The organism is Kitasatospora sp. NPDC101235 (assembly GCF_044767505.1).
Classification (GTDB): Bacteria; Actinomycetota; Actinomycetes; order Streptomycetales; family Streptomycetaceae; genus Kitasatospora.
Genome location: NZ_JBIWNZ010000012.1, coordinates 228,888 through 249,769 on the forward strand (window position 1 = coordinate 228,888; position 20,882 = coordinate 249,769).

Below are 20,882 nucleotides of genomic sequence, written 5' to 3' on the forward strand. Positions count from 1 at the left end.
GGGGTGGCGGCCGGCGTCGCGCGGCTGTCGGGCGGGGTCGTGGCACCGTCCTGGCAGGGCCTGGGGGTGTACCGGGCGGTACTCGACGCCCGGCTGTCCTACGGGGTGACGCACGGCGTGACGATGGCCCTGGTCAAAGCGAACGCGGCCACGTCCGGCCCGATCCTGCGCAAGTTGGGCTTCACGCCCTACGGCCCGGAGCCCGTCTACGCCGTCCCGCTGCGCCAGGGGCTTTCCCTTCCGGTCAGCGGGCGGACCGGATGACGATGCCTGCTGCGTGAACTGCCCGGGACTTCGGTCCCGGGCAGTTGACTGCAGCTAGTAGTAGCCCTTCGAGCCGTCGAGGAGCTCCCGGACGATGTCGGCGTGCCCTGCGTGCCGGCCCGTCTCCTCGATGAGGTGGGTCAGCATCCAGCGGAGGTTGGCGCCGCCGCTGCGGAAGCCGGGGTGGCGGCCGGTGTCGTCCAGGGAGGCCGCCGCGACGATCTCGTTGCTGCGGGCGCACTGGGCCTCGTACTCCGCGAGCAGTTCGGCGAGGGGGCGGCCGTCGGTGTGCCAGTCGGCGTCCTCGACCGACTCGTCGAACGCCGGGTTCTGCTTCTCGTCGCCGCCGAGGAACAGCACCTCCAGCCAGGTGTGTTCGGTCCAGCGCATGTGTGAGACGAGGCCGGCCATCGTCATGGTCGGCGAGGTCGGGATGACCGAGCGGTGCGCGTCCTCGTCGCTCAGCCCCTCGCACTTCCAGCGCAGGATCTGCCGCTGCAGGTCCAACCAGCCGATGAGCGCGGTGCGTTCGTCCGCTTGGAGTGGGGGGCGTTCCAGTTCCGATGCCATGGCGGTGCAGGCTACCGGGGCGGTCCGACGGGCGCACCGGATTTATGCGTGCGGCCTGGTGGACCGGGCCCGGGCAGGAAGCCGGCAGGGCCGACTTCCCGCTCGGGCCGCCGCAGTCGGGGCGGCGGCCGGCGGTTCTAGCAGGGGCTGAGCCAGTAGACCCAGCCCCAGGGGGCCGCGCGGTCCTCGCTGTAGCCGCCTGGGGAGGTCCAGCCGAGGTTGCCGTTGACGTCGTAGAACTTCGCGTACAGGGTGGACCGCTGGTTGTTGATCCACGACCCGGTCCCGGACCAGTAGATGCGGACCGGGTAGTTGCAGGTGAACAGGCGCAGGCTGTCGCCCGTGAAGTTCGTGCCGCTGTACGCGCACACGTAGGTGTACGGGCAGGTTGCGGACAGGGTGTTGGCGTCGCCCTTGGCGGCGAGGTCGCGGGCCCGCTCCTCCCCGGGCAGCGCGAGCAGCAACTCGCCGCCGTTCAGGGCGATCTTGTTGGCGGCCACCTGGCTCGCCCCGGGTGTCTTGGCGAGGTAGTCGTCCGCCCGGGCCTGAAGGCTCTTGGCCTGGGCACTGTTCAGCCCGAGGCTCCGGGCCTGCGCCGAGAAGTCCGCGCGGGCGGCGCTGGTGCTGCTCGCGCCGGTGGCGGCGGACGCGGCGGGAGCGACGCAGACCGCCAGGGCGGCCGCCACGGCGAGAGGCACCGCGAGCAGGCGCTTCTTCATGGCTCCCACTTTCAGGCGTTTCAACATGAAACCTCCTTGTCGGGGTCCTTCGGAAGCCCATCCTGTCCGGGGCGGGGAACGGCGTCTTGTAGGAATGCGTACGGCCGGTTGCCCGGACCGGTCCGGGCCGGCCCCGCAAGAAGCCCGACAGCCTGGCCGCCCGCCTGCGCAACGCGCAGCTACGTACACCTCGGCCCCGCCGCCCCCATGGTGGGGCGGCGGGGCCGGTGGCTGTGGTCAGCGGCCGTCGAACTCACCGGTGCGGACGGCGGTGACGAAGGCCTGCCAGGCGGCGGAGGGGAAGAGGAGGGCCGGGCCGGAGGGGTCCTTGGAGTCGCGTACGGGCATGACGCCGGTGAAGCCGTCGGCGACCTCGATGCACTGGCCGCCGTTTGCGCCGCTGTACGAACTCTTCCGCCAGGAAGCCTCCGTCAGGTCGACATCCACTCCAGGTCCCTTCTTGCCGCACGAATGAAAGCCAGCGATTCGGCCCGGCCAAGGGCCTCGACCGCAAGCCGATCGTAGCTCTTGACTAGCGCGGCAACCGACTTGGTATCGCGATCGATGTAACCGCGCTGCTCTACCTCCCCATAAGCGAAAACTTTGCGGTTCGGCATGGTAAGGAGGGCCGCCATGTGCGTGAACGGTCGGTCCTCGCCCAGAGAGAACGGAGCCACCTGGATGACTACGTTGGGGCGCGTGGACAGCTGCTCAAGGTGCAGTAGCTGTTCGACCATGACGTCACGTCCGCCGACGATCCGCCTCATGCAGCACTCGTCCAGCACCACGTGCAGGAGCGGCGGAGGAGTTCGCTGCAGGACTTGCTGCCGGGCGAGCCTGAATTCGATGCGTTCCTCGGCCAGTTTCAGGGTTGAACCGCCTTGCCTGACGGATCCCATCTGGATCGCGGTTGCATATGCCCGGGTCTGCAGAAGCCCGTTGACGATGTCGTTCTCGAAGATCCTGATCTCTTCGGCAAGGGCCTCGTAGCGGGAGTACTCCGGGAAGCCCTCCAGGATCGCGGCGTTCTTCAGCTGATACCACATCAGCATCATGGTGCCGCCCGTGTCGAGCGCGATGTCGGAGAGTTCGGCGAGCTTGCGACTCGGAGGCCGGTGCGCAAGTTCGATGTAGGAGAGGTGCGAGGGGGAGCACCCGATGAGCGGGGCCAGCTCCTCCTGGAGGAGGTCCTTGGCCTCTCGGAAGGCGCGGAGTTGGATTCCAAAAGGCGCCCACGGGCTCGACTCGGGGTCAATCTTCTTCTTGTTCATGGTGGCTCTCAACTTCCGTGTGGCCCCTTGGCAGGTAGCAAGCCGCTTCCGATCCTAGGTGACCTTGCGCCACCATGTGCACAGAGCGTGAAACTCCGATCGCAGAGGGTTCCCTTCCCATGCCCCACGACCAAGCCCCCCGCTTCCCCGGCTACGGCGTCCGCTGGGACACCGAGGCCGACCGCTACCGGGTCCGCAACGAGATGACCGGCGAGTGGCTGCGCCAACCCACCGGCGAACTCGCCTCGTTCGTCTTCTTCGGGGACGCCTACAGCGCCTGGCGCACCTTCGAGGTCCACAAGCGGCCCGGGGAGCGGTGATGTCCACCCTCTCCCGCGCGACCGTCGAGCAGCGCCGGCAGGCCGCCGAGGTCCTGGACGACCTCACCACCGTCCTCGCCCTCGGCGGCGTCAAGCTCCCCACCCTCGAAATCGACTGGAACGACGGGCGCATGACGTGCAGTTACCTGCTGCGCCTCACCGCCCGCCCGCTCGACCTCCTGCGCATGGTCGACCTGCTCCGCAAGGGCCTGCGCTACGAGCGCCTCACCTTCGACGACTGAACCCCTCTGCCGCGTCGAGAAATTGACATCCTCCCCTCCCTGAGGGGGAGGGGATTTCTGGCTCACGCTGCCTGATCGCCCTGTGGGCGTTCAGGTCTTCCACGATCAGCACCAGCCGGGTTGAGACCAGCCCGGACGAGCATCACGCGTGCGGAGTTCTTGTCGCGAGGCGATACGGCTCTGCACGCGGTACACGTATAGGTCCTCTCGGAGAGGGGGAGGCGGTGCTTGGCTCTCGCACCGCAGTATGCGCAGTCCGTCGTGGTGTGCGCGGGGTTGACCAGGTGCACGGTCCGTCCGTGTTTGCGGGCCATCTCGACCAGCGCCGCCTTCGTGGCGCCGATCGCGGCGTCGGCCGCCTTGCCGGCCATGCTGGTCCTGGCGAGGAACTTCGGCCGGAAGTCCTCCACCGCAATCACATCGTGGTCGCGCACAACCGACTTGGCCCACTTGCGGGCGGTGTCCTGGCGCTGGTTCGCGACCTTCCTGTGGAGCCTGGCGGCCTGCCGCTGGGCCTTGCGGTAGCCCTTGGTCTGCGCCTTCCCCTTCGGCTGACGCCGTCGGGCCATCCGCCGCTGGTAGCGGGCGAGTTTCCGCGTGGCGCTCTTCCCGTGCCGGGGATGGGGAAGGTCGTGGGCGTCGCTGGTCGTCGTGGCGATCTCCTTGACACCCCAGTCGATCCCGATGACGCGGCCGGTGGCGGGCAGCGGCTCGACGACCGCGGGGACCACGAAGCTCGTGTACCAGTGCCCGACACCGTCGCGGTACACCCGTACGCTGGACGGGTCGGACGGCAGGTCGCGGGACCACACCACCGTCACCACGATGCCGCCCGCCAGGTGCAGCCGGCCGTCCTTGATCCGGAAACCGCGCCGCGTGTAGTTCAGCGACGGCCGCGACTCCCGTTTCTTCTTCGGCTTCGGCATCCCGGCACGCCGACGCATCGGCAGCTGCGCCTTGATGTCCTTGAGGGCCTTGGCGCGGGACGTGGCGAAGTCCCGGATGGTCTGCTGCTGCGGGACCGACGCGCCCTCACGCAGCCACGCCATCGCGCCGCGCGCCCGGGTCAGGAGCTTGTCCAGGTCGGCCGGCCCGCAGGTGCGCTTGTTCTCGACGTCGGCCCGGTTGTGCAGATGGATCTTCCGCGACATGTGGACACACTCGTTCCACACCCACCGGCACCGGCCCCACTCCGCGTCCAACAGCGCGCACGCGGTCGACGACACACGAAGCCGATAGGTGTACCGGGCATGCCCGGCGCCCTCCGCGACCTGTGGTGCCGTCATGCTCCGCAACCTAACAGGACCCACTGACAACGAAAGAAAGTGCAGGCCAGAACAGCCGCACAGAGAACTCCGCCGCCGCGCGGCTCCGAGTCCCCCATTCCTCCCCCGGCTGAAGCCGGGGGCATCCTAGGAGAGATCTGGTGACACCCTCATGCAAGACCCCCGCCTGCTCGCCAAGCCCCCCGTCTGTCGGCTCGGCTGCCTCGCCCTGGTCCGCAACCAGCGAGGCGACGTCCTCCTCGTGGACCCGGACTACATGGACGGCATGATCCTCCCGGGCGGCTCCGCCCGCCCCAACGAGCCCCCGCACCTGGCCGCCGCCCGACACCTCCACGCGGACACCGGACTGATCGTGCGGCTCACCGACATCCTCGCCGTCGACTTCACCCCCGCCGACCGCTACCTGCAACGCCTCAACCTCGTCTTCGACGGCGGCACCGTCCCCGACAGCACCCGGATCACCGTCCCGTCGCAGCGCAGGAGCGGCCTGCTCGGCGCCCGCTTCGTCCCCGCCCTCGACCTGCCGGACTTCATGGCCCCCTCCCAGGCCGCCCGCGCCGCCGAGGCCCTCGCCAACCGCTCCCTGCCCGTCCTTCTGCACGGCCAGCGCGCCGCGTGACCAACAGGCCTCGGCCCGGCGCGGACTTCCGCACCGGGCCGAGGTGTTCCCGCCGGAGCGGGCGGCGTGGGGGTCAGTCCAGGGCCAGGAAGCTGCCGACGTTCTCGTCCGGGCGGAACTCGCCCGGCCCCAGGGGGTTGAGGATCCTCGTCAGGCAGTTGCCGTCGGGGAACAGCAGGATGGTGCCACTGGTCCGGTTGGCGATCGCCGTGTCGGGACCGAGGCCGGGGTAGCACCGGCCGGCCTCCGGGTCGCGGACCTGCCGGAACTGGTCGCCCTTCTCCATGATCACGACGCCGGGGGCCGCCGAGGCGGTCGAGGCGTTGACGAAGGACAGGGCGAGGACGCCGGCGGTGACCGCGAGGGCCGCGCGGGGGCTGAAGCGCATGCGCATGGGGACTCCCGTACTGGGTTCACGAGGGGGGTGCGTCGGTGGGAGTCCCGAGGCCTCGAACCGGTCGGTGTCTCGCCACTCCCGGTGACCGGTTACCCCGGTCCGGGACCGGTTTCCACCGTAGGCCCGGTGGTTCACCCGAAGGGATTCGTGCGCTGACCAATGGTCGAGCTTCGATGGCAGGCGTCGGCCGGTTCGGCTGGGTCGCCGACCCCGAGGGCAACCGGATCGAGCTCGGGAAGCCCGCCTGACCCGAACCGTCCGATGCCCTCATCTCCCCTCCCTGGAAAGGGAGATGAGGGTTCTCTGGGGGGTGCTTCTCGGGGTTGACCCGGATGCCCGCCAGGACCGGGAGGCCCGAGACTCGACCCATGCGCATCACGCGGGCCGGTTGGGCCGTCATGACGGTGCTCTCCGTGTTCATCGTCGTCATCTCCGCCAAGTACGTCAGCTTCGACCCGGCGGTGTTCTTCGAGCGCCAGCGCGCCACGTACCTGAGCCACGAAGTCCCGCTCGGCATCCACGTCTTCGGGGCGATCACGGCCCTGGCGGTCGGGCCGTGGCAGTTCTCCCGCCGCCTGCGCGAGCGCCGGCCGCGCTGGCACCGCCGGATCGGCGTCACCTACCTGCTGGCCTGTCTGGTCGGCGGGGTGGGGGCGCTGCTGCTGGCGCCGGTCGCGTACGGGGGTGCCGTCTCCGGGGTCGGCTTCGCCTGCCTGGCGGTGGCCTGGCTGGTGACCGGTGGCGCGGGGCTGCGGGCGATCCTGGACGGCCGGGTGATCGACCACCGCCGCTGGATGATCCGCAGCTTCGCGCTCACCTTCGCCGCCGTCACCCTGCGCCTCATGCTGCTCGCCGCGGCCGCCGCGCACCTGGACTTCCGTACCTCCTACACCGCCATCGCCTGGCTGTGCTGGGTGCCCAACCTCCTGCTGGCCTGCTGGTTCACCCGTACCCGCCCGGCGATCGCGGCGGCATGACCGGCGCTCAGACGCGGGTGCAGACGTGGGTGGTGGGCTTGCCGCCCGAGGTGTGGGCGATGCGCAGGACGTTGTTCGAGTAGCTGACGTCCAGCTTGTCCTTGCTGCTGGCGGCGGTGGCGCCGGGCGGCGCCCAGGGGAAGGTCAGCTGGACGGTGTCGCCCACGGTGTCCGGGACCTGGAGGGCCTCGGGGCGCGCGTTCATCAGCTTCTTGGGGCCCTCGAAGAAGCTCAGCGACAGGTGCCCGCCGCGCAGCAGCAGACTGCCGCGCCAGGTGGCGGGCTTGCCGTCGAGGTCGTCCCAGACGAGCGTCCAGCCGCCGTTGCGGCCGCCGGACTCGATGGTGATCTTGCCATGGGCCTTGTCGCCGCGCGTGCTGGTGGACTCGATCGTCCAGGTGCCGGTCACGAAGGCGTCGAAGATGCGCTCGCCGACGGTGGGCTTGGCGGCGGGGGCGGACGGCACGGCGGAGGTGCCGGCACCTCCAGCGGACGGGTCGGAGCTGCCGGGAGCGGCGGCCGTCGGCGCTCCTGCGTCGCCGGCCGCCGCCTTGCCGTCACCGCTCCCCGTGCTGCCGCCGCTGCTTCCCCCGCAGGCGGCGACCAGCGAAGCGCCCATGCCGAGCGCGAGGTAGCGCAGGGCGTTGCGCCGGCCGATGACGCGTGCCGCGGCGTTGAACTGGCGGAACTGGCTCAGATGACGGCTGCTCATGTTTCCCCCGCAGATGGCCTTCATGATCGAATGGGGGAGTATAGCCACCGGCCCGGCCGGGCAGCGGTGTTCCTCCGCCCGAGTTGTAGCTCCTGGATCGTGGCCGGCACCAACACCAACACCGGCACCGGGACGGGGTCAATTCGGCTCCGGCAGCAGCCCGAGGTCCGAGACCGGGCCGAGGTGGGCGAGCTTGTCGGGGTTGGACACGGCGTGGACCGCCCGCACCGCGCCGTCGGCGTCGATGTCCAGTTCGATGACGCTGGCCACGCGCTGCCCGGCGTCGTACACCACCGCGCCCGGGCGGCCGTTGACCCGGGCCGGGACGAGGCACGCGCCCAGACGGCGGATGCGGTGCAGGCCGCCGATCAGCATCTGGGCGACGCGGCGCGGATCGGTCAGGCAGTGGGCGAGCGCGCGGGCCTTGCCGCCGCCGTCGCCCTGGAGCACCACGTCGGGGGCGAGCATGCCGAGCAGGGCGTCCAGGTCCCCGCCCTCGGCGACCTCGAAGAAGCGGCGGGCCAGCTCGTCGCCCTCCGCGCGGCGGGCCGGGACCGGCAGGGCAGGGCCGTCCTCAGGGGCGGCTGCGGGCGCGAGGCGCTTCCTGGCCCGGGCGAAGATCTGGCGGCAGTTCGCCTCGCTCTTGCCGACCATCTCCGCCACCTCCGGGTAGCCGTACCCGAACGCCTCACGCAGCGTGAACACCGCGCGCTCGACCGGGGAGAGGGCCTCCATCAGCACCAGGAACGCCATCGACAGCGTGTCCGCCAGCTCGGCGTGCTCGGCCGGGCCGGGGCGCTCGGCGGTGGAGACGACGGGCTCGGGCAGCCACTCGCCGACGTAGGCCTCGCGGCGCACCCGGGCGGACTTGAGGTGGTTGATGCCCAGCCGGGTGACGGCCGTGGTGAGGTACGCCTTGGGGTCGGTGATCGCGGTGCCGGCCCGGGCGGCGCGGGCGAGGCCGAGGAAGGTGTCCTGGACGAGGTCCTCGGCGTCACCGACCGAACCCGTCAACCCGTAGGCGATGGAGAACAGCAGCGGCCGGTACCCGGCCGCGCCCGCCACATCCGCCGAATCCGCTGATCCCGTCATGGAATCCCCCTTTCCTGACCGTGGCGAGCAGGCTATCCGAGGCCGGCGGCGGCCCACGGGCGGGTGGGTGTGGCGCAGGTCACGGCGCCCGGGCGGCGGGGGATGTCACAGAGCGGCGGGCTGTCCTGTCTTCAAGGGCAACAACGGGACACCGACCGAGGAGCACACCGTGGAACCCCGCCTCAACGTCTTCACCAACCCGGTCCTGAGCAAGGTCTTCAAGCACCTGATCGCGGCCAACAAGCCCATCGCCGAGTCGAGCCTGCCGTACACCGTCCAGGAGCTGGTACGGATGCGCGCCAGCCAGATCAACGGCTGCAGCGCCTGCATCGACATGCACTACAAGGAGGCCGTCCACGCCGGGGAGGACCCGGTGCGCCTCAACCTGGTCTCCGCCTGGCGCGAGGCCACCGTGTTCACCGACGCCGAGCGCGCCGCGCTGGAACTCGCCGAGCAGGGCACCCGGATCGCGGACGCAGCCGGCGGGGTGAGCGACGAGGCGTGGGCGAACGCCGCCAAGCACTACGACGAGGAGCAGCTCGCGGCGCTGGTCTGCGTGATCGCGATCATCAACGCCTTCAACCGGGGCAATGTGATGATCCACCAGCCCGGCGGCGGCTACGAGGTCGGCATGTACCACCACTGACCTGCGTATCCGAGAAGGGAAGGAGGAGCGCCGTGAACGTCGCACTGTGGATCGTCGCCGGGCTGCTCGCCGCCGTCTACCTGCTGGGAGGCGCGCTCAAGGTGGTCGCGCCGAAGGAGAGGATCGCCGCCGCCGGGTCCAGCGGCCGCTGGGTGGAGGACTTCAGTGCGGGAGGGGTGAAGGCCATCGGCGCCGTCGAGGTGCTGGCGGCGGTGGGGCTGGTGCTGCCCGCCGTGCTCGGCATCGCGCCGGTGTTCGTGCCGCTGGCGGCCGTCGGGCTGGTGCTGCTGATGGCCGGGGCGGCGGCGGTGCGGCGGCGCCGCCGGGAGTACAAGCTGGTGGCGGTGGACGCGGTCTACATCCTGTTGGCCGCCTTCGTCGCCTGGGGGCGCTTCGGACCCGAGCCCTTCCTCAACTGACCGTCCGGGTGCGGACGGTGGGGAGACCGGGGTCGCTCGACGGTACGGCCGCCGCGGCTTCGCGGCGCCGCACCGCCGAGCGGCCCCGGCCGGAAGCGGTCCGGTCCGTCACCCGCACGGGTGAACATCACCGGCGCATCCCGGTCGACGGACGTCGGCGCGGGCACGGGCTGTCACGATCCTTGCTGTTCGTGTCCCGTGCCTGACCGATGTTCTGAGAGGGAGAGACCGATGCCCGAGGAGACGACGCGTCGGATCGTCCTGGTCCGCCATGCCAAGTCCGCGCATCCCGATGTGGACGACCACGAGCGTCCGCTCGCCGATCGGGGCCGCAAGGACGCACCGGTTGCCGGTCGTTGGCTGGCCGGCAGCGGCATCACCCCCGACCTGGCGCTCGTGTCGAGTGCCGCGCGCACCCGCGAGACGTGGAAGCTCATGGTTGCCGAACTCCCGGCCGAGCCGAGGACCGTCTTCGAGGAGCGCGTGTACGACGCGAGCCTCGGCGAGCTCATCGCGCTCCTCAACGAGGTGTCCGACGAGGTGCGGGACCTGGTCGTGGTCGGCCACAACCCCGGCATCCACGCGCTGGCCGACGCCCTGGCCGGCGAGGCCGTGGGCGATGCGCTGGCGCGGATGCGCTCCGGCTTCCCGACCTCGGCCACCGCCGTCCTGACGTTCGAAGGGGACTGGAAGTCCGTCGAGCACGGCGTCGGCCGGCTCACCGCCTTCTGGACGCCCCACGCCTGACGCCCGCCGGCCCGAACACCGCACGGCCGCCCGAAAGTTCGCCGGGCGGCGCCCGCCGCATGCACGGCCGGCGGCCGGTCACCGGCGGGGGAAACTGAAGGTGTAACCGTTGTCCTTGAGCCACGGCAGGAGCTGCTCCAGGGCTTCCAGGGTCTGGGCGCGGTCGCCGCCACCGTCATGGAGGAGGACGGTGGGGCCGATGCTCAGCTGGGCCTTCGCGGTCTCGACGATCTTCTCGGCGCCGGGGCGTTCGAAGTCGCGGGTGTCGGCGTTCCAGCCGAGGGGGCGCATGCCGTGGGCGGCGGCCACCTGGCGGCTCTCGGGGGTGAAGGCGCCGCCCGGGGCGCGGTAGTACGGGACGGGGGCGCCGCCGGTGGCCTCCTGGATCATCCGCAGGCCGTCGACGATCTCCTTCTCCTGGTACGCGACGTCCTTGTGGTCCATCGCGGTGTCGTGGCTCACGCTGTGGTCGCACAGCCGGTGGCCGGCGGCCACGACCTGCCGGGCGAGGTCGGGGTGGGCCCGGGCGTTGGGGCCGAGCATGCAGAAGACGGCCTTGGCCCCGTTCTTCGCGAGGACGTCCAGGATCCGAGGGGTCCACCGGGGGTCGGGGCCGTCGTCGATGGTCAGGTTGACGGTCCTGCCGGGGTCCTCGGACAGGCGGGAGATGCTCATGTCCACCACCGGCGACGGAAGGTCCGGGTCCGGGGCCGAGGCCGTGTCGGTCGCGGCGGCGGGCACGGAGGGCTTGCTCACCGCACCGGCGACGCCCAGCATGGTCAGGGCCGCCGCACCCAGCGCCGCCAGGCCCAGGACCGTGCTGCGGCGTCGGGACGGCCGGGCCGGCCGTCCGACCCGGTCCGTCCGCGGGTACCGGCTGCGCGGGGTCCCGTCGGTCGGGGTCTCGTCGGTCGGGGCGGGCTCGCGGTGGTTTCGCACGGCGGTACTCCTCGTCTGGGTTCGGGTGCCGGTGTCCACCACCGTCCGCCGCACGGTTACGGGCCCTGTGATCTGCATATGAGCGTTTCGCAACAACCCGCCCCACCCCCGCGCTGCGGGCACATTCCCGCAGATCGGGACCGGATACTGGCTGGCATGGCACGGCTACTGCTGATCGAGGACGACGACTCCGTACGGGAGGCGCTGGCACTGGGCCTGCGCCGCCAGGGCCACGAGGTGCGCACCGCCGCCTCCGGCGAGGAGGGGCTGGAGCGCGCGTGGCAGGAGCCGCCGGAGCTCGTGGTGCTGGACCTGATGCTGCCCGGCATCGACGGCTTCGAGGTGTGCCGACGGCTGCGCCAGGCCGGACCGACCCCGGTGATCATGCTGACCGCACTCGGCGACGACCTGGACACCGTCCTCGGCCTGGAGGCCGGAGCCGACGACTACGTGGTCAAGCCCGCGCAGTCCCGCGTCCTGGACGCCCGGATCCGCGCCGTGCTGCGCCGCGCGGGCGGCACCGGCCCGGAGGCGGAGCGGGAGGCACACGGCGACCTGGTGCTGGACCGGGCGGCGCTGACCGTCACCAAACGCGGAGCCCCGCTGCCGCTGGCACCCAGCGAGCTGAGGCTGCTGCTGGAGCTGTCCGCCGCCCCGGGACGGGTCTTCAGCCGCGAGCAACTCCTGGAATCCGTCTGGGGCTTGGGACGACAGGAGGACATCCGCCTGGTCGACGCCGGAGTGAACCGGCTGCGCGCCAAGATCGAGGACAGCCCCTCCTCACCGCGCTACATCCAGACGGTACGGGGCTTCGGCTACCGCTTCGGGCCGCTGTGACACCCCGGCAACCCCTCCCACGCCGGACCCGGCTGCGCCGCGCCGTCGCCGGGCTGCGGCCGCGACTGCTGGCAGCCTTCGTCGCCGTCGCCACGCTGAGCGCGCTGGCCACCGCCGCCCTCACCTACCGGGCCGCCACCAACTCCACCCTGGAACTGACCCAGGACACCACCCTGGACGAGCTGCGCCGCCGCGTCGACACCCTCGCCCCTTCCCTGCCGTTCCCGCCGACCCGGAGCGAACTCGACCGTCTGGCCGGACAGTTGTCCGGCACCGGCGGCTTCCGCGACTGGCGCGTCCTGGCCGCCCACGGCAACGACCACTCCCAGTGGACCCAGCCCGTCACCGTCCCGCCCGCCCTGGAGAAGACCGTCAACGCCGGCCACGCAGCCTTCCAGCGCTTCACCGCCGACGGCCACCCCTGGCTCGCCACCGGCGTTCCCGTCACCGACGCCGCCGCACCGCACGCCCCCTCCGGGCTCACCGTCTACGCACTTCTCCCGCTCGACCACGAGCAGAGCGCCGCGAACGCCCTGCTCGCGGCCGCCGCCGGAGCCGGAGCCTTCGCCGCCGTCCTGGCCGCAGGCCTGGCCCTGCTCGCCGCCCGCCAGGTCCTGCGTCCGGTCCGGGCCCTCGGCGACGTCGCCCACGCCCTTGCCCAGGGAAAGCTCGACACCCGCCTCACCGTCACCGGGCACGACGAACTCGCCCAGCTCTCCAAGACGTTCAACCACACCGCCCGCACCCTCCAGGGCACCATCGAGGAACTGCGTGCCATCGAGTCCCAGGGCCGGCGGTTCGCCGCCGACGTCTCCCACGAACTGCGCACCCCGCTGGCCGCGATGCTCGCCGTCACCGACATCCTCGACGAGGACGCCGAACACCTCCCCGAGGACACCGCCGCCGCCCTGCGCATGATCAGCAACGAGACCACGCGCCTCACCCGGCTGGTCAACGACCTCATCGAGATCTCCCGCCTCGACGCCGGCGCCGCACCGCTGCACACCGAGACCGTCGACGCCGCCACCGCCGTCCGCGAGACCCTGGACCTGCGCGGCTGGAACGACCGGGTCGAACTCGACCTGCCCGCCGCCCTGCCCGTGCGGCTCGACCCGCGCCGCTTCGACGTCATCGTCGCCAACCTCGTCGGCAACGCGCTGCGGCACGGCCACCCGCCCGTACGGCTGACCGTACGGTCAACGGAGGACGACCTCGTGCTCACCGTCACCGACCGCGGGACCGGCATCCCACCGGCAGAACTCCCGTACCTGTTCGACCGCTTCTACAAGGCCGACAAGGCCCGCAAACGCTCCGAGGGCAGCGGCCTCGGCCTCGCCATCGCCCAGGAGAACGCCCGCCTGCACGGTGGCCTCATCGATGCGGCCAACGCCCCCGACGGCGGCGCGGTGTTCACCCTCGTCCTGCCCCGCGGCATCCTCACGGAGGCCCAGTGACCGCCCGCCACCGCCTCGCCGCCGGCACCGCACTGCTCCTGCTGGCCACCGGCTGCTCGATCCCCGGCACCGGCCCGGTGAAGAGCGGGCAGCCGGCCACCGGCATCCAGCCCGGCACCCGGCTCTACTTCCTCGACCAGCACGGCACCCGTCTGGCCATCCGCCCCGGCGGCCAACGAGAGGACCTCCAGCAGACCCTGAACACCCTGCTCGACGGCCCCGACAGCGCCGAGACCCGCTCCGGCCTCTACAGCGACCTGCCCGCCTCCGGCAGCGTCCAGGCCACCGCCACCCCTGGTGTGGTCACCCTGCGCCTGTCCTGGCCCGCCGCCTCGCTGTCCCCGCCCGCCATCCAGCAACTCGTCTGCACCACCGAGGACGCCCCGACCACCGGGCCCGTGCCGAAGGTCGCCATCGTCAGCAGCGACGCCCCCTCCGCCATCCAGCAGCAGTGCGACCTCCATCGCGCCGGCTGACCGCCACCACGCCGACGGGCCCGGTACGCGAGGCACGCGCACCGGGCCCGTCGGTCCGTCCCCGGTTCAGCCCTCGCGGCGCGGCACCGTCGTCGTGGTGACCCTGTGCACCAGGGCCTCCAGCGGGCCGCGGCGGAAGAAGCGCCGCCACAGCACCGAGCCGGCCAGTGCCGCCAGCACGAACAACGCGTACGGGACGAGGGACTGCGGTGCGTGGCCGAAGCCGCCCGGCCCCTGGCCGAGGAACCGGCTGCTGACCACGTCCTGGACGAAGTACCAGGTCATCGCCATCCCGCCCGTCGCGGCCAGCGGCCACAACACCCGCTGCCCCAGGCCCCGTTCGGTCAGCAGGAGCAGAACGCCGAGCAGGGCGAGGCAGAGGCCGACCATCCAGAGGACCTGCAGCGCGCTGTACTCCGCGATGCCCGGGCCCGGTTTGGACATCGCCCACAGCTGCGCCCACGGCACCTCGGGCAGGGGCGGCAGCTCCGGCACGGCACCGTCCGCGGGCGGTGGCGGAGGCGGGGCCATCAGGGCCTCCTGGAACCGGTCGATCGCCGTGCCCAGCCCCAGCGGGCCGAGCAGCATCCAGGACGCCACCCAGCCGCCGACCACGATCCCCGCACCGGTGACCGCCATCCGCACCCGCACCGCGCGCTCGCGCAGGTCCAGCCGGCCGATCGCCAGACCGGCCAGCAGCAGCGGCAGCGCGTAGAAGGTGTCCACGTTGAAGACGTACGACTGGAACACCGCGAGCCAGTCGCCCGGGTGCACCAGCACCGCCAGCCCGTGCGGCAGTTCCGGCGCGCCCGGCCCCACCGGAGGCAGGAAGCCCCAGTCCTGACCCCGGTTCGCCCGGGAGATCTGGAACACCGGCGCCGCCACCCCGAACACCCCCGCCGCCGCGAACAGCAGGCGCGCCCGCACCCGCGTCCACGGCAGCAGGAACAGCAGCCAGCCGGTGTAGGCGGTGATGATGTTGGGCTTCCCGGACACCTGCTCAAGTCCCAGGCCCAGCAGGAGCAGTACCCCGGCCCGTACGGCGATCCGGCCGCGGGCCCGTCGCATCGCGGCCCGGTCGAACGGCCGGGCGCCGCCGGTCATCAGCGCGACCGACACACCCGCCAACAGGAAGAAGACACTGCGGGCGCGGGTGTCGAGGAACCCGTTCAGCCACTCCAACGCGCCGGGCCAGGCGTGCCCCGGCGGCGTTGGCTCCAGCCATCCCGTCGGCCCGAAGTGCATCCACACCATCCCGAGGATCGCCAGGGCCCGCAGTACGTCGACCGCCAGGAGGCGCCCGCGTGGGGCCGCCTCCCGCGCGCGCTCCCGGCGTCGGGCGGCCTGCGGCGCGCGCCCCGCCATCGGTTCGGTGATCACGGCAACTCCTTCGAACGACATCAAGGAGCCGCCACGCTAGGAATCCGGTACCAGCCCGCCTCTCCCGGAACATGACCGTTGTGTCACAGACCCGACCACGACGGGGCGGGGTCAGCCGGCGCGGACCGGCGAGGTGGTCGCTCAGCCGGATCGCGGTGACAGGGGGGTGGGCGGGTCCAGCACCGCCGCCACCGCCTGCGGGGTCCAGTGCCCGGACGCGCCCGGGCGGGTGGCGAGGTAGCCGGCCGAGCGCCAGGGGCCCCAGCCGTGCGACTCGGCCAGACCCGCGGCCAGGGTGCGCAGGTAGGGCGGGGCGGGGGCGTTGAGTTCGGCGCCGGCCACGCCCCAGGGCGCGGTGAAGGTCAGCAGCGGGTGCCCGTCCAACTCGCCGACGTGCAGCAGGGTTTCGTAGCGGCCCGGGCCCAGTTCGGCGCGTCCGGTGGTGAGGGCCGGGGTGAGGTCGAGGTCGGTGCCGGGGGAGCGGAGCATCTCCTGGGCGGCGATGTCGCTGAACTGGCCGATCGTCAACAGGTAGGCACGGCACGGGACATCGCCATGAGCCGCCGGGTCGTAGAAGGCCGAGCCGCCGCCCCAGGTGAGCGAGCGTCCGGCGAAGTAGAGCGTGCCCGGCAGCGCGGTGGCCACCGCCCGGCGCGGCGGGCGCCGGTCGCGGCAGCCGGGGTAGTCCTGCGTTCCGCCATTCGGGCGGCCCCCGCGCAAGTAGCAGGCCAGACGGGCGGCGTGTAGGTTCGAGCCGTACGCCACATACCAGACGAGCGGACCCGTTTTCCGGCCAATTTCGGCCCTTTGAGGGCTGTTCCCGGCCCCGCCGCCGTCAGCGGAATCCCAGCCTGAGGGGCCGTTGCCCAGCCCGCTCACAGGAAGGAGCCGCGGTGAGGGGTGCGGAAGACTCCCACATGAAGATGTGAAAACCGTGAACAGGCCGATGATCCGACCAGAACCCCCCGATTCGGCAGCGGCCCCCTCATTACCGGTACCGTTCCGGACGCCATGCCGTTCATCACTCTTCCCTCTCCCGTCGCGCTCCTTCGGTATTCGGCGATTACTCTTCACCAGCGAAAACGATCGAAAACCCACGAAATATCTTTCGATTCATGCCGTTGCCGCCCCTGTGTGGCATCGATGATGAGAATTTCCTTTGATCGCCCTTCGCTGCATCCAGCCGACTCCCAGCGGAGTCATGGTGAGTGGGCGCTGTCCCCGTAGGCGACAACGGCCTCACCCGGCGTCACACCCGTACGCGCCCCCAGAAACCCCGGAGCCGAGGAAACCCATCCATGGACGCACGCCACGACACGGCCGGCCCAGGCACGCTGCACCGCCCCCATCCGGGCCCCGCGGCGGGCTGGCCGGTGGCCCAGCCCGCCCACCCGCGCAGCCTGCTCGACATCATCGCCGCCACCGCCGACGCGTACCCCCACGCGCCCGCGCTCGACACCGGCGACACCGTCCTCGACTACCGCGCCCTGCTGCGCGAGGTCGACACCCTCGCCGGGCAGCTGGCCGGCCACGGCATCGGCTGCGGCGACCGGGTCGGGGTCCGCATCCCCTCCGGCACCGCCGACCTCTACATCGCCATCCTCGCCGTCATGCGCTGCGGCGCCGCCTACGTCCCCGCGGACGTCGACGACCCCGACGAACGCGCCGAGATGATCTGGCAGGACGCCGCCGTCTGCGCCGTCCTCGGCCCCGGGCGCAGCCTGCACGCCGCAGACGCCACCCGTCCCCGCGGCCGCCCCGCCTGGCCCGCGGCGGCCGACGACGCGTGGATCATCTTCACCTCCGGCACCACCGGCCGCCCCAAGGGCGTTGCCGTCACCCACCGCTCGGCGGCCGCCTTCGTCGACGCCGAGGCCCGCCTCTTCCTCCGGCAGCAGCCGCTCGCCCCCGGCGACCGCGTCCTCGCGGGCCTGTCGGTGGCCTTCGACGCCTCCTGCGAGGAGATGTGGCTCGCCTGGCGCCACGGCGCCTGCCTCGTCCCCGCCCCCCGGGCCCTGGTCAAGGCCGGCACCGACCTCGGCCCCTGGCTCGTCGAGCGGCGCATCACCGCCATCTCCACCGTCCCCACCCTGCTCGCCCTGTGGCCGCAGGAATGCCTGGACGCCGTACGCCTGATCATCGTCGGCGGCGAGGCCTGCCCCGCCGAACTCGTCGACCGCCTCGCCGTCGACGGCCGCGAGTTCTGGAACACCTACGGCCCCACCGAGACCACCGTCGTCGCCACCGCCGCCCGCATGCTCCCCGGCGAGCCCGTGCGCATCGGCGCGCCCCTCGACGGCTGGGAGATCGCCGTCGTCGACCAGGCCGGCAACCCCGTCCCCTGGTACGAGAGCGGCGAACTGCTCATCACCGGCGTCGGCACCGCCCGCTACCTCGATTCCGCCAAGGACGCCGAGAAGTTCAGTGCCCACCCCGCCCTGACCTCAGCCCGCGTCTACCGCAGCGGCGACCTCGTCCGCAACGACCCCGAAGGCCTCGTCTTCCTCGGCCGCGCCGACGACCAGATCAAACTCGGCGGCCGCCGCATCGAACTCGGCGAGATCGACGCCGCCCTCCAGGCCCTGCCCCACGTCCGCGCCGCCGCCGCGGCCGTCCGCAAGACCCCCGCCGGCGCCGACCTGCTCGTCGGCTACCTCGTCGCCCAGCCCGGCACCACCTGCGACCTCACCACCGCCCGCCGGCAGCTCCTCGAACGCCTGCCCGCCCCGCTGGTGCCCGTCCTCGCCCTCGTCGACTCCCTGCCCACCCGCACCTCCGGCAAGGTCGACCGAGGCGCCCTGCCCTGGCCGCTCGCCACCACCGGAGACGCCCCTCCCGCCGAGAGACCGGACGGCACCGCCGGCTGGCTCGCCGGCCACTGGGAACGCCTGCTCGGCATGCGCCCCGGCGCCGACGACGACTTCTTCGCCCTCGGCGGCTCCAGCCTCACCGCCGCCCGCCTCGTCTCCGAACTGCGCACCCGCCACAACGGCGTCTCCGTCGCCGACCTCTACGCCCACCCCGTCCTCGCCGACCTCGCCACCTACCTCGACACCCTCACCCCGGCAGCCGCACCCGAACGGACGGCCACCCAGGCGCCGCCCCGCAGCCGCACCGTACGCCGCACCCCCCGCAGCGCCGGCCTCTGGCAGACCCTTGTGCTCCTCGGCATGTTCACCCTCGCCGGACTGCGCTGGATCCTCGTCCTGATCGCCCTCGACAACCTCACCGGCGGCCACCTCACCTGGGCCCCGCACAGCTCCTGGTGGCCCGTCGCCGCAGGACTCCTCCTCCTCTACAGCGCCCCCGGCCGCACCCTGCTCGCCTCCGTCGGCGCCCGACTCCTCACCGCCGGCATCCGCCCCGGCAGCCACCCCCGCGGCGGCCACGTCCACCTGCGCCTGTGGGCCGCCGAACGCTACACCACCATGTTCGGCACCGCCGCCCTCGCCGGCACCCCCTGGGCCCCCCGCTACGCCCGGGCCCTGGGCTGCCGCGTCGGCCCCGGCGTCCAACTCCACACCCTGCCCCCCGTCACCGGCCTCGCCCGCCTCGGCGCCCACAGCTCCGTCGAAACCGAAGTCGACCTCGCCGGCTGGTGGCTCGACGGCGACACCCTCCACCTCGGCCACATCGACATCGGCGAAGGCGCCCGGATCGGCCACCGCGCCACCCTCATGCCCGGCGCCCGCATCGGCGCCCGCGCCGAGATCGCCCCCGGCTCCTGCGTCACCGCCACCGTCCCGCCCGGCGAACACTGGTACGGCTCCCCGGCCCGCCCCGCCCCCGAGCCCTTCGCCGACTGGCCCACCGCCGCCGCCCCCGCCCCCCGCGGCTGGAACCTCGCCTACGGCCTCGGGTTCGCACTGTTCGGCCTCGTCCCGGTCATCGCCGCCCTGCCCGCCCTGCTCATCGTCTACCCGATGATCGACACCGACGCCACCCTGTCCGCCGCCCTCGTCCAACTCCTGCCCGCCACCATCCCCCTCGTCGCCCTCGCCTTCGCCTGCTACGCCGCCCTGATAGCGCTGCTCATCCGCCTCCTCTCCCGCCCGCTGCGCCCCGGCTTCCACCCCGCCACCGGCCGCGTCGCCTTCTGCGCCTGGGCCGTCAGCCGCCTCGGCGACACCGCCCGGCGCACCCTCTTCCCCTTCTACGCCAGCCTCTTCACCCCGGTGTGGCTGCGCCTGCTCGGCGCCCGCGTCGGCCGGCGCGTCGAAGCCTCCACCGTGCTGGCCCTGCCCGGCCTGATGCGGGTCGACGACGGCGCCTTCCTCGCCGACGACACCCTCGTCGCCCCCTACGAACTGCGTGGCGGCTGGCTCCACCTCGGCCCCTCCCACGTCGGACGCCGCTCCTTCGTCGGCAACTCCGGCATCGTCGGCCCCGGCCGCCACCTGCCCGACAACTCCCTGGTCGGCGTGCTCTCCGACACCCCCGCCCACGTCCCCGAAGGCTCCTCCTGGCTCGGCCGCCCCGCCTTCGCCCTGCCCCGCGTCGCCGACACCGGCGCCGAAGGCCTCACCTACAACCCGCCCCGGCGCCTGATGTGGGCGCGCGCCGGCGTCGAACTCTGCCGGCTGCTGCCGATCGTCCTCGCCGCCCTGCTCGGTGACCTCGTCCTGGTGGTCCTGCAGGAACTGCGCGACGACTACGGGATCGGCGCGGCCTTCGGCGCCGCCGGACTGGTGCTGATCGCCGCCGCCGTCGTCGCCTGCGCCGTCACCACCGCCGCCAAGTGGCTGCTCGTCGGACGCTTCCGCGTCGCCGAACACCCGCTGTGGTCCTCCTTCGTGTGGCGCAACGAGCTCTACGACACCTTCGTCGAGGAACTCGCCATGCCCTTCGGCGGCCACGCCATCACCGGCACCCCCTACCTGAACGCGTGGCTGCGCAGCCTCGGCGCCCGCATCGGACGCGGTGTGTGGTGCGAGACCCACTGGCTGCCCGAGACGGACCTGGTCACCGTCGAGGCCGGCGCCAGCGTCAACCGCGGCACCGTCCTGCAGACCCACCTCTTCCACGACCGCGTCATGCGGCTCGGCCCCGTCCACCTCGCCGCCGGCTCCACCACCGGCCCGCACTCCATCGTCCTGCTCAACTCCTCCCTCGGCGCCGGCACCACCGTCGGCCCGGCCTCCCTGGTCATGCGCGGCGAGAACGTCCCCGGCGCCACCCGCTGGCTCGGCAACCCCGTCGCCGCCTGGAACGCCGACCCCACCCCGCCCGCCGGACGACGCCGCCGCCGGGCCACCGCATCGGTGTGACGCGGATCACTCCCGCGGGGCGACGAGTTCGCGGTGCGGTCACGGTTCTCACCCGTGACCGCACCGCTTTTCCTTTGGCTGCGCCGCCTCCGGCCCGCTGGTCGACCTGGCGTCGGTGACGGACGAGGAGATCCTCGCCGGGATGCAGGGCAAGCTCCTCGGCCAGGTCGCCCTGGCCCGGCGCGCCCTGCACCACCTGCGCGACGGCGGCTCCATCACTTCCTCCGCCCCTGACCACGGGATCCGAC

23 protein-coding genes and 1 pseudogene are annotated in these 20,882 nt (G+C 72.4%); 13 read left to right on the plus strand and 11 right to left on the minus strand.

What is annotated here, in order from left to right:
- Positions 1-3 precede the first annotated feature (3 nt).
- Positions 4-264: a hypothetical protein gene (locus ACIRRH_RS21790; protein ID WP_403069791.1), complete on the plus strand. Its 261-nt coding sequence runs from the start codon at positions 4-6 to the stop codon at positions 262-264.
- Between the two features lie 54 nt (positions 265-318).
- On the opposite strand, the gene ACIRRH_RS21795 is transcribed toward ACIRRH_RS21790, so the two are convergent.
- The 4 genes from ACIRRH_RS21795 to ACIRRH_RS21810 all read right to left on the minus strand — a co-directional run bounded on the left by ACIRRH_RS21795 (position 319) and on the right by ACIRRH_RS21810 (position 2,824).
- A complete protein-coding gene (locus ACIRRH_RS21795; RefSeq protein WP_403069794.1) occupies positions 319-834 on the minus strand; it encodes a DinB family protein in 516 nt (171 codons plus the stop codon).
- A gap of 137 nt (positions 835-971) precedes the next feature.
- Complete coding sequence (locus ACIRRH_RS21800; protein WP_403069797.1) at positions 972-1,553, minus strand: peptidase inhibitor family I36 protein; 582 nt, start codon at positions 1,551-1,553, stop codon at positions 972-974.
- 237 nt (positions 1,554-1,790) lie between these two features.
- Positions 1,791-2,000, minus strand: a complete 210-nt coding sequence (locus ACIRRH_RS21805) for a DUF397 domain-containing protein (RefSeq protein ID WP_403069800.1) — start codon at positions 1,998-2,000, stop codon at positions 1,791-1,793.
- On the minus strand, positions 1,985-2,824 hold the full coding sequence (locus ACIRRH_RS21810) for a Scr1 family TA system antitoxin-like transcriptional regulator (RefSeq protein ID WP_403069803.1): 840 nt from the start codon (positions 2,822-2,824) through the stop codon (positions 1,985-1,987). Before ACIRRH_RS21810 ends, ACIRRH_RS21805 begins: the two co-directional genes overlap by 16 nt.
- A gap of 119 nt (positions 2,825-2,943) precedes the next feature.
- Here ACIRRH_RS21810 and ACIRRH_RS21815 point away from each other — a divergent pair, with 119 nt between their 5' ends.
- Positions 2,944-3,144: a hypothetical protein gene (locus ACIRRH_RS21815; RefSeq protein ID WP_403069806.1), complete on the plus strand. Its 201-nt coding sequence runs from the start codon at positions 2,944-2,946 to the stop codon at positions 3,142-3,144.
- The gene (locus ACIRRH_RS21820) at positions 3,144-3,386 is read left to right on the plus strand and encodes a hypothetical protein (RefSeq protein ID WP_403069809.1); all 243 of its coding nucleotides are present in this window, start codon (positions 3,144-3,146) and stop codon (positions 3,384-3,386) included. The genes ACIRRH_RS21815 and ACIRRH_RS21820 overlap by 1 nt, the downstream gene beginning before the upstream one ends.
- 62 nt (positions 3,387-3,448) lie before the next feature.
- Here ACIRRH_RS21820 and ACIRRH_RS21825 read toward each other — a convergent pair whose 3' ends face one another.
- The gene (locus tag ACIRRH_RS21825; RefSeq protein WP_403069812.1) at positions 3,449-4,672 is read right to left on the minus strand and encodes an RNA-guided endonuclease InsQ/TnpB family protein; all 1,224 of its coding nucleotides are present in this window, start codon (positions 4,670-4,672) and stop codon (positions 3,449-3,451) included.
- 151 nt (positions 4,673-4,823) lie between these two features.
- Here ACIRRH_RS21825 and ACIRRH_RS21830 point away from each other — a divergent pair, with 151 nt between their 5' ends.
- Positions 4,824-5,291, plus strand: coding sequence for an NUDIX domain-containing protein (locus ACIRRH_RS21830; RefSeq protein ID WP_403069815.1), 468 nt, complete (start codon positions 4,824-4,826; stop codon positions 5,289-5,291).
- A 73-nt stretch (positions 5,292-5,364) separates the two neighbouring features.
- On the opposite strand, the gene ACIRRH_RS21835 is transcribed toward ACIRRH_RS21830, so the two are convergent.
- Positions 5,365-5,685, minus strand: coding sequence for a hypothetical protein (locus ACIRRH_RS21835; protein WP_403069818.1), 321 nt, complete (start codon positions 5,683-5,685; stop codon positions 5,365-5,367).
- A gap of 176 nt (positions 5,686-5,861) precedes the next feature.
- On the opposite strand from ACIRRH_RS21835, the pseudogene ACIRRH_RS21840 reads away from it, so the two are divergent.
- Positions 5,862-5,936 (plus strand): annotated as a pseudogene (locus tag ACIRRH_RS21840) (VOC family protein); the annotation flags it as partial.
- A 120-nt stretch (positions 5,937-6,056) separates the two neighbouring features.
- Positions 6,057-6,665 (plus strand): DUF2306 domain-containing protein, encoded by a 609-nt coding sequence (locus ACIRRH_RS21845; protein WP_403069821.1) that lies wholly within the window; start codon positions 6,057-6,059, stop codon positions 6,663-6,665.
- A gap of 7 nt (positions 6,666-6,672) precedes the next feature.
- On the opposite strand, the gene ACIRRH_RS21850 is transcribed toward ACIRRH_RS21845, so the two are convergent.
- Entirely contained in the window at positions 6,673-7,377 is a 705-nt protein-coding gene (locus ACIRRH_RS21850) for a hypothetical protein (RefSeq protein WP_403069824.1), read from the minus strand.
- Between the two features lie 138 nt (positions 7,378-7,515).
- A complete protein-coding gene (sigJ, locus tag ACIRRH_RS21855) occupies positions 7,516-8,469 on the minus strand; it encodes an RNA polymerase sigma factor SigJ (protein WP_403069827.1) in 954 nt (317 codons plus the stop codon).
- Positions 8,470-8,638: 169 nt separating this feature from the next.
- On the opposite strand from sigJ, the gene ACIRRH_RS21860 reads away from it, so the two are divergent.
- The 3 genes from ACIRRH_RS21860 (at position 8,639) to ACIRRH_RS21870 (ending at position 10,281) form a co-directional block, all read left to right on the plus strand.
- Positions 8,639-9,115 (plus strand): carboxymuconolactone decarboxylase family protein, encoded by a 477-nt coding sequence (locus ACIRRH_RS21860; RefSeq protein ID WP_403069830.1) that lies wholly within the window; start codon positions 8,639-8,641, stop codon positions 9,113-9,115.
- Positions 9,116-9,147: 32 nt separating this feature from the next.
- A complete protein-coding gene (locus ACIRRH_RS21865) occupies positions 9,148-9,534 on the plus strand; it encodes a DoxX family protein (protein WP_403069833.1) in 387 nt (128 codons plus the stop codon).
- Positions 9,535-9,765: 231 nt separating this feature from the next.
- Positions 9,766-10,281, plus strand: coding sequence for a SixA phosphatase family protein (locus ACIRRH_RS21870; protein ID WP_403069835.1), 516 nt, complete (start codon positions 9,766-9,768; stop codon positions 10,279-10,281).
- A gap of 78 nt (positions 10,282-10,359) precedes the next feature.
- Here the strand turns inward: ACIRRH_RS21870 and ACIRRH_RS21875 are convergent, their stop codons facing one another.
- Positions 10,360-11,220 carry a polysaccharide deacetylase family protein gene (locus ACIRRH_RS21875; RefSeq protein WP_403069838.1) on the minus strand — a complete coding sequence of 287 codons (861 nt, stop codon included), beginning with the start codon at positions 11,218-11,220 and terminating at the stop codon, positions 10,360-10,362.
- Positions 11,221-11,376: 156 nt separating this feature from the next.
- Here ACIRRH_RS21875 and ACIRRH_RS21880 point away from each other — a divergent pair, with 156 nt between their 5' ends.
- The 3 genes from ACIRRH_RS21880 to ACIRRH_RS21890 are packed head-to-tail and all read left to right on the plus strand — an operon-like array spanning position 11,377 to position 13,987.
- Entirely contained in the window at positions 11,377-12,057 is a 681-nt protein-coding gene (locus ACIRRH_RS21880; RefSeq protein ID WP_403069841.1) for a response regulator, read from the plus strand.
- On the plus strand, positions 12,054-13,511 hold the full coding sequence (locus ACIRRH_RS21885; protein ID WP_403069844.1) for an ATP-binding protein: 1,458 nt from the start codon (positions 12,054-12,056) through the stop codon (positions 13,509-13,511). Before ACIRRH_RS21880 ends, ACIRRH_RS21885 begins: the two co-directional genes overlap by 4 nt.
- On the plus strand, positions 13,508-13,987 hold the full coding sequence (locus tag ACIRRH_RS21890) for a GerMN domain-containing protein (RefSeq protein WP_403069847.1): 480 nt from the start codon (positions 13,508-13,510) through the stop codon (positions 13,985-13,987). Before ACIRRH_RS21885 ends, ACIRRH_RS21890 begins: the two co-directional genes overlap by 4 nt.
- Positions 13,988-14,053: 66 nt before the next feature.
- Here ACIRRH_RS21890 and ACIRRH_RS21895 read toward each other — a convergent pair whose 3' ends face one another.
- Positions 14,054-15,367: a DUF418 domain-containing protein gene (locus ACIRRH_RS21895; protein WP_403069850.1), complete on the minus strand. Its 1,314-nt coding sequence runs from the start codon at positions 15,365-15,367 to the stop codon at positions 14,054-14,056.
- 141 nt (positions 15,368-15,508) lie between these two features.
- Positions 15,509-16,132, minus strand: a complete 624-nt coding sequence (locus ACIRRH_RS21900; protein WP_403069853.1) for a histone deacetylase — start codon at positions 16,130-16,132, stop codon at positions 15,509-15,511.
- A gap of 533 nt (positions 16,133-16,665) precedes the next feature.
- On the opposite strand from ACIRRH_RS21900, the gene ACIRRH_RS21905 reads away from it, so the two are divergent.
- On the plus strand, positions 16,666-20,634 hold the full coding sequence (locus ACIRRH_RS21905) for a Pls/PosA family non-ribosomal peptide synthetase (protein ID WP_403069856.1): 3,969 nt from the start codon (positions 16,666-16,668) through the stop codon (positions 20,632-20,634).
- Positions 20,635-20,882: the final 248 nt, after the last annotated feature.

Bases quoted from the DNA above. Each gene is read 5' to 3' on its own strand.
- ACIRRH_RS21795 (WP_403069794.1), bottom strand. From the start codon at position 834: ATGGCATCGGAACTGGAACGCCCCCCACTCCAAGCGGACGAACGCACC.
- ACIRRH_RS21800 (WP_403069797.1), bottom strand. From the start codon at position 1,553: ATGAAGAAGCGCCTGCTCGCGGTGCCTCTCGCCGTGGCGGCCGCCCTG.
- ACIRRH_RS21810 (WP_403069803.1), bottom strand. From the start codon at position 2,824: ATGAACAAGAAGAAGATTGACCCCGAGTCGAGCCCGTGGGCGCCTTTT.
- ACIRRH_RS21815 (WP_403069806.1), top strand. From the start codon at position 2,944: ATGCCCCACGACCAAGCCCCCCGCTTCCCCGGCTACGGCGTCCGCTGG.
- ACIRRH_RS21820 (WP_403069809.1), top strand. From the start codon at position 3,144: ATGTCCACCCTCTCCCGCGCGACCGTCGAGCAGCGCCGGCAGGCCGCC.
- ACIRRH_RS21825 (WP_403069812.1), bottom strand. From the start codon at position 4,672: ATGACGGCACCACAGGTCGCGGAGGGCGCCGGGCATGCCCGGTACACC.
- ACIRRH_RS21830 (WP_403069815.1), top strand. From the start codon at position 4,824: ATGCAAGACCCCCGCCTGCTCGCCAAGCCCCCCGTCTGTCGGCTCGGC.
- ACIRRH_RS21835 (WP_403069818.1), bottom strand. From the start codon at position 5,685: ATGCGCATGCGCTTCAGCCCCCGCGCGGCCCTCGCGGTCACCGCCGGC.
- ACIRRH_RS21845 (WP_403069821.1), top strand. From the start codon at position 6,057: ATGCGCATCACGCGGGCCGGTTGGGCCGTCATGACGGTGCTCTCCGTG.
- ACIRRH_RS21850 (WP_403069824.1), bottom strand. From the start codon at position 7,377: ATGAGCAGCCGTCATCTGAGCCAGTTCCGCCAGTTCAACGCCGCGGCA.
- sigJ (WP_403069827.1), bottom strand. From the start codon at position 8,469: ATGACGGGATCAGCGGATTCGGCGGATGTGGCGGGCGCGGCCGGGTAC.
- ACIRRH_RS21870 (WP_403069835.1), top strand. From the start codon at position 9,766: ATGCCCGAGGAGACGACGCGTCGGATCGTCCTGGTCCGCCATGCCAAG.
- ACIRRH_RS21880 (WP_403069841.1), top strand. From the start codon at position 11,377: ATGGCACGGCTACTGCTGATCGAGGACGACGACTCCGTACGGGAGGCG.
- ACIRRH_RS21905 (WP_403069856.1), top strand. From the start codon at position 16,666: ATGGACGCACGCCACGACACGGCCGGCCCAGGCACGCTGCACCGCCCC.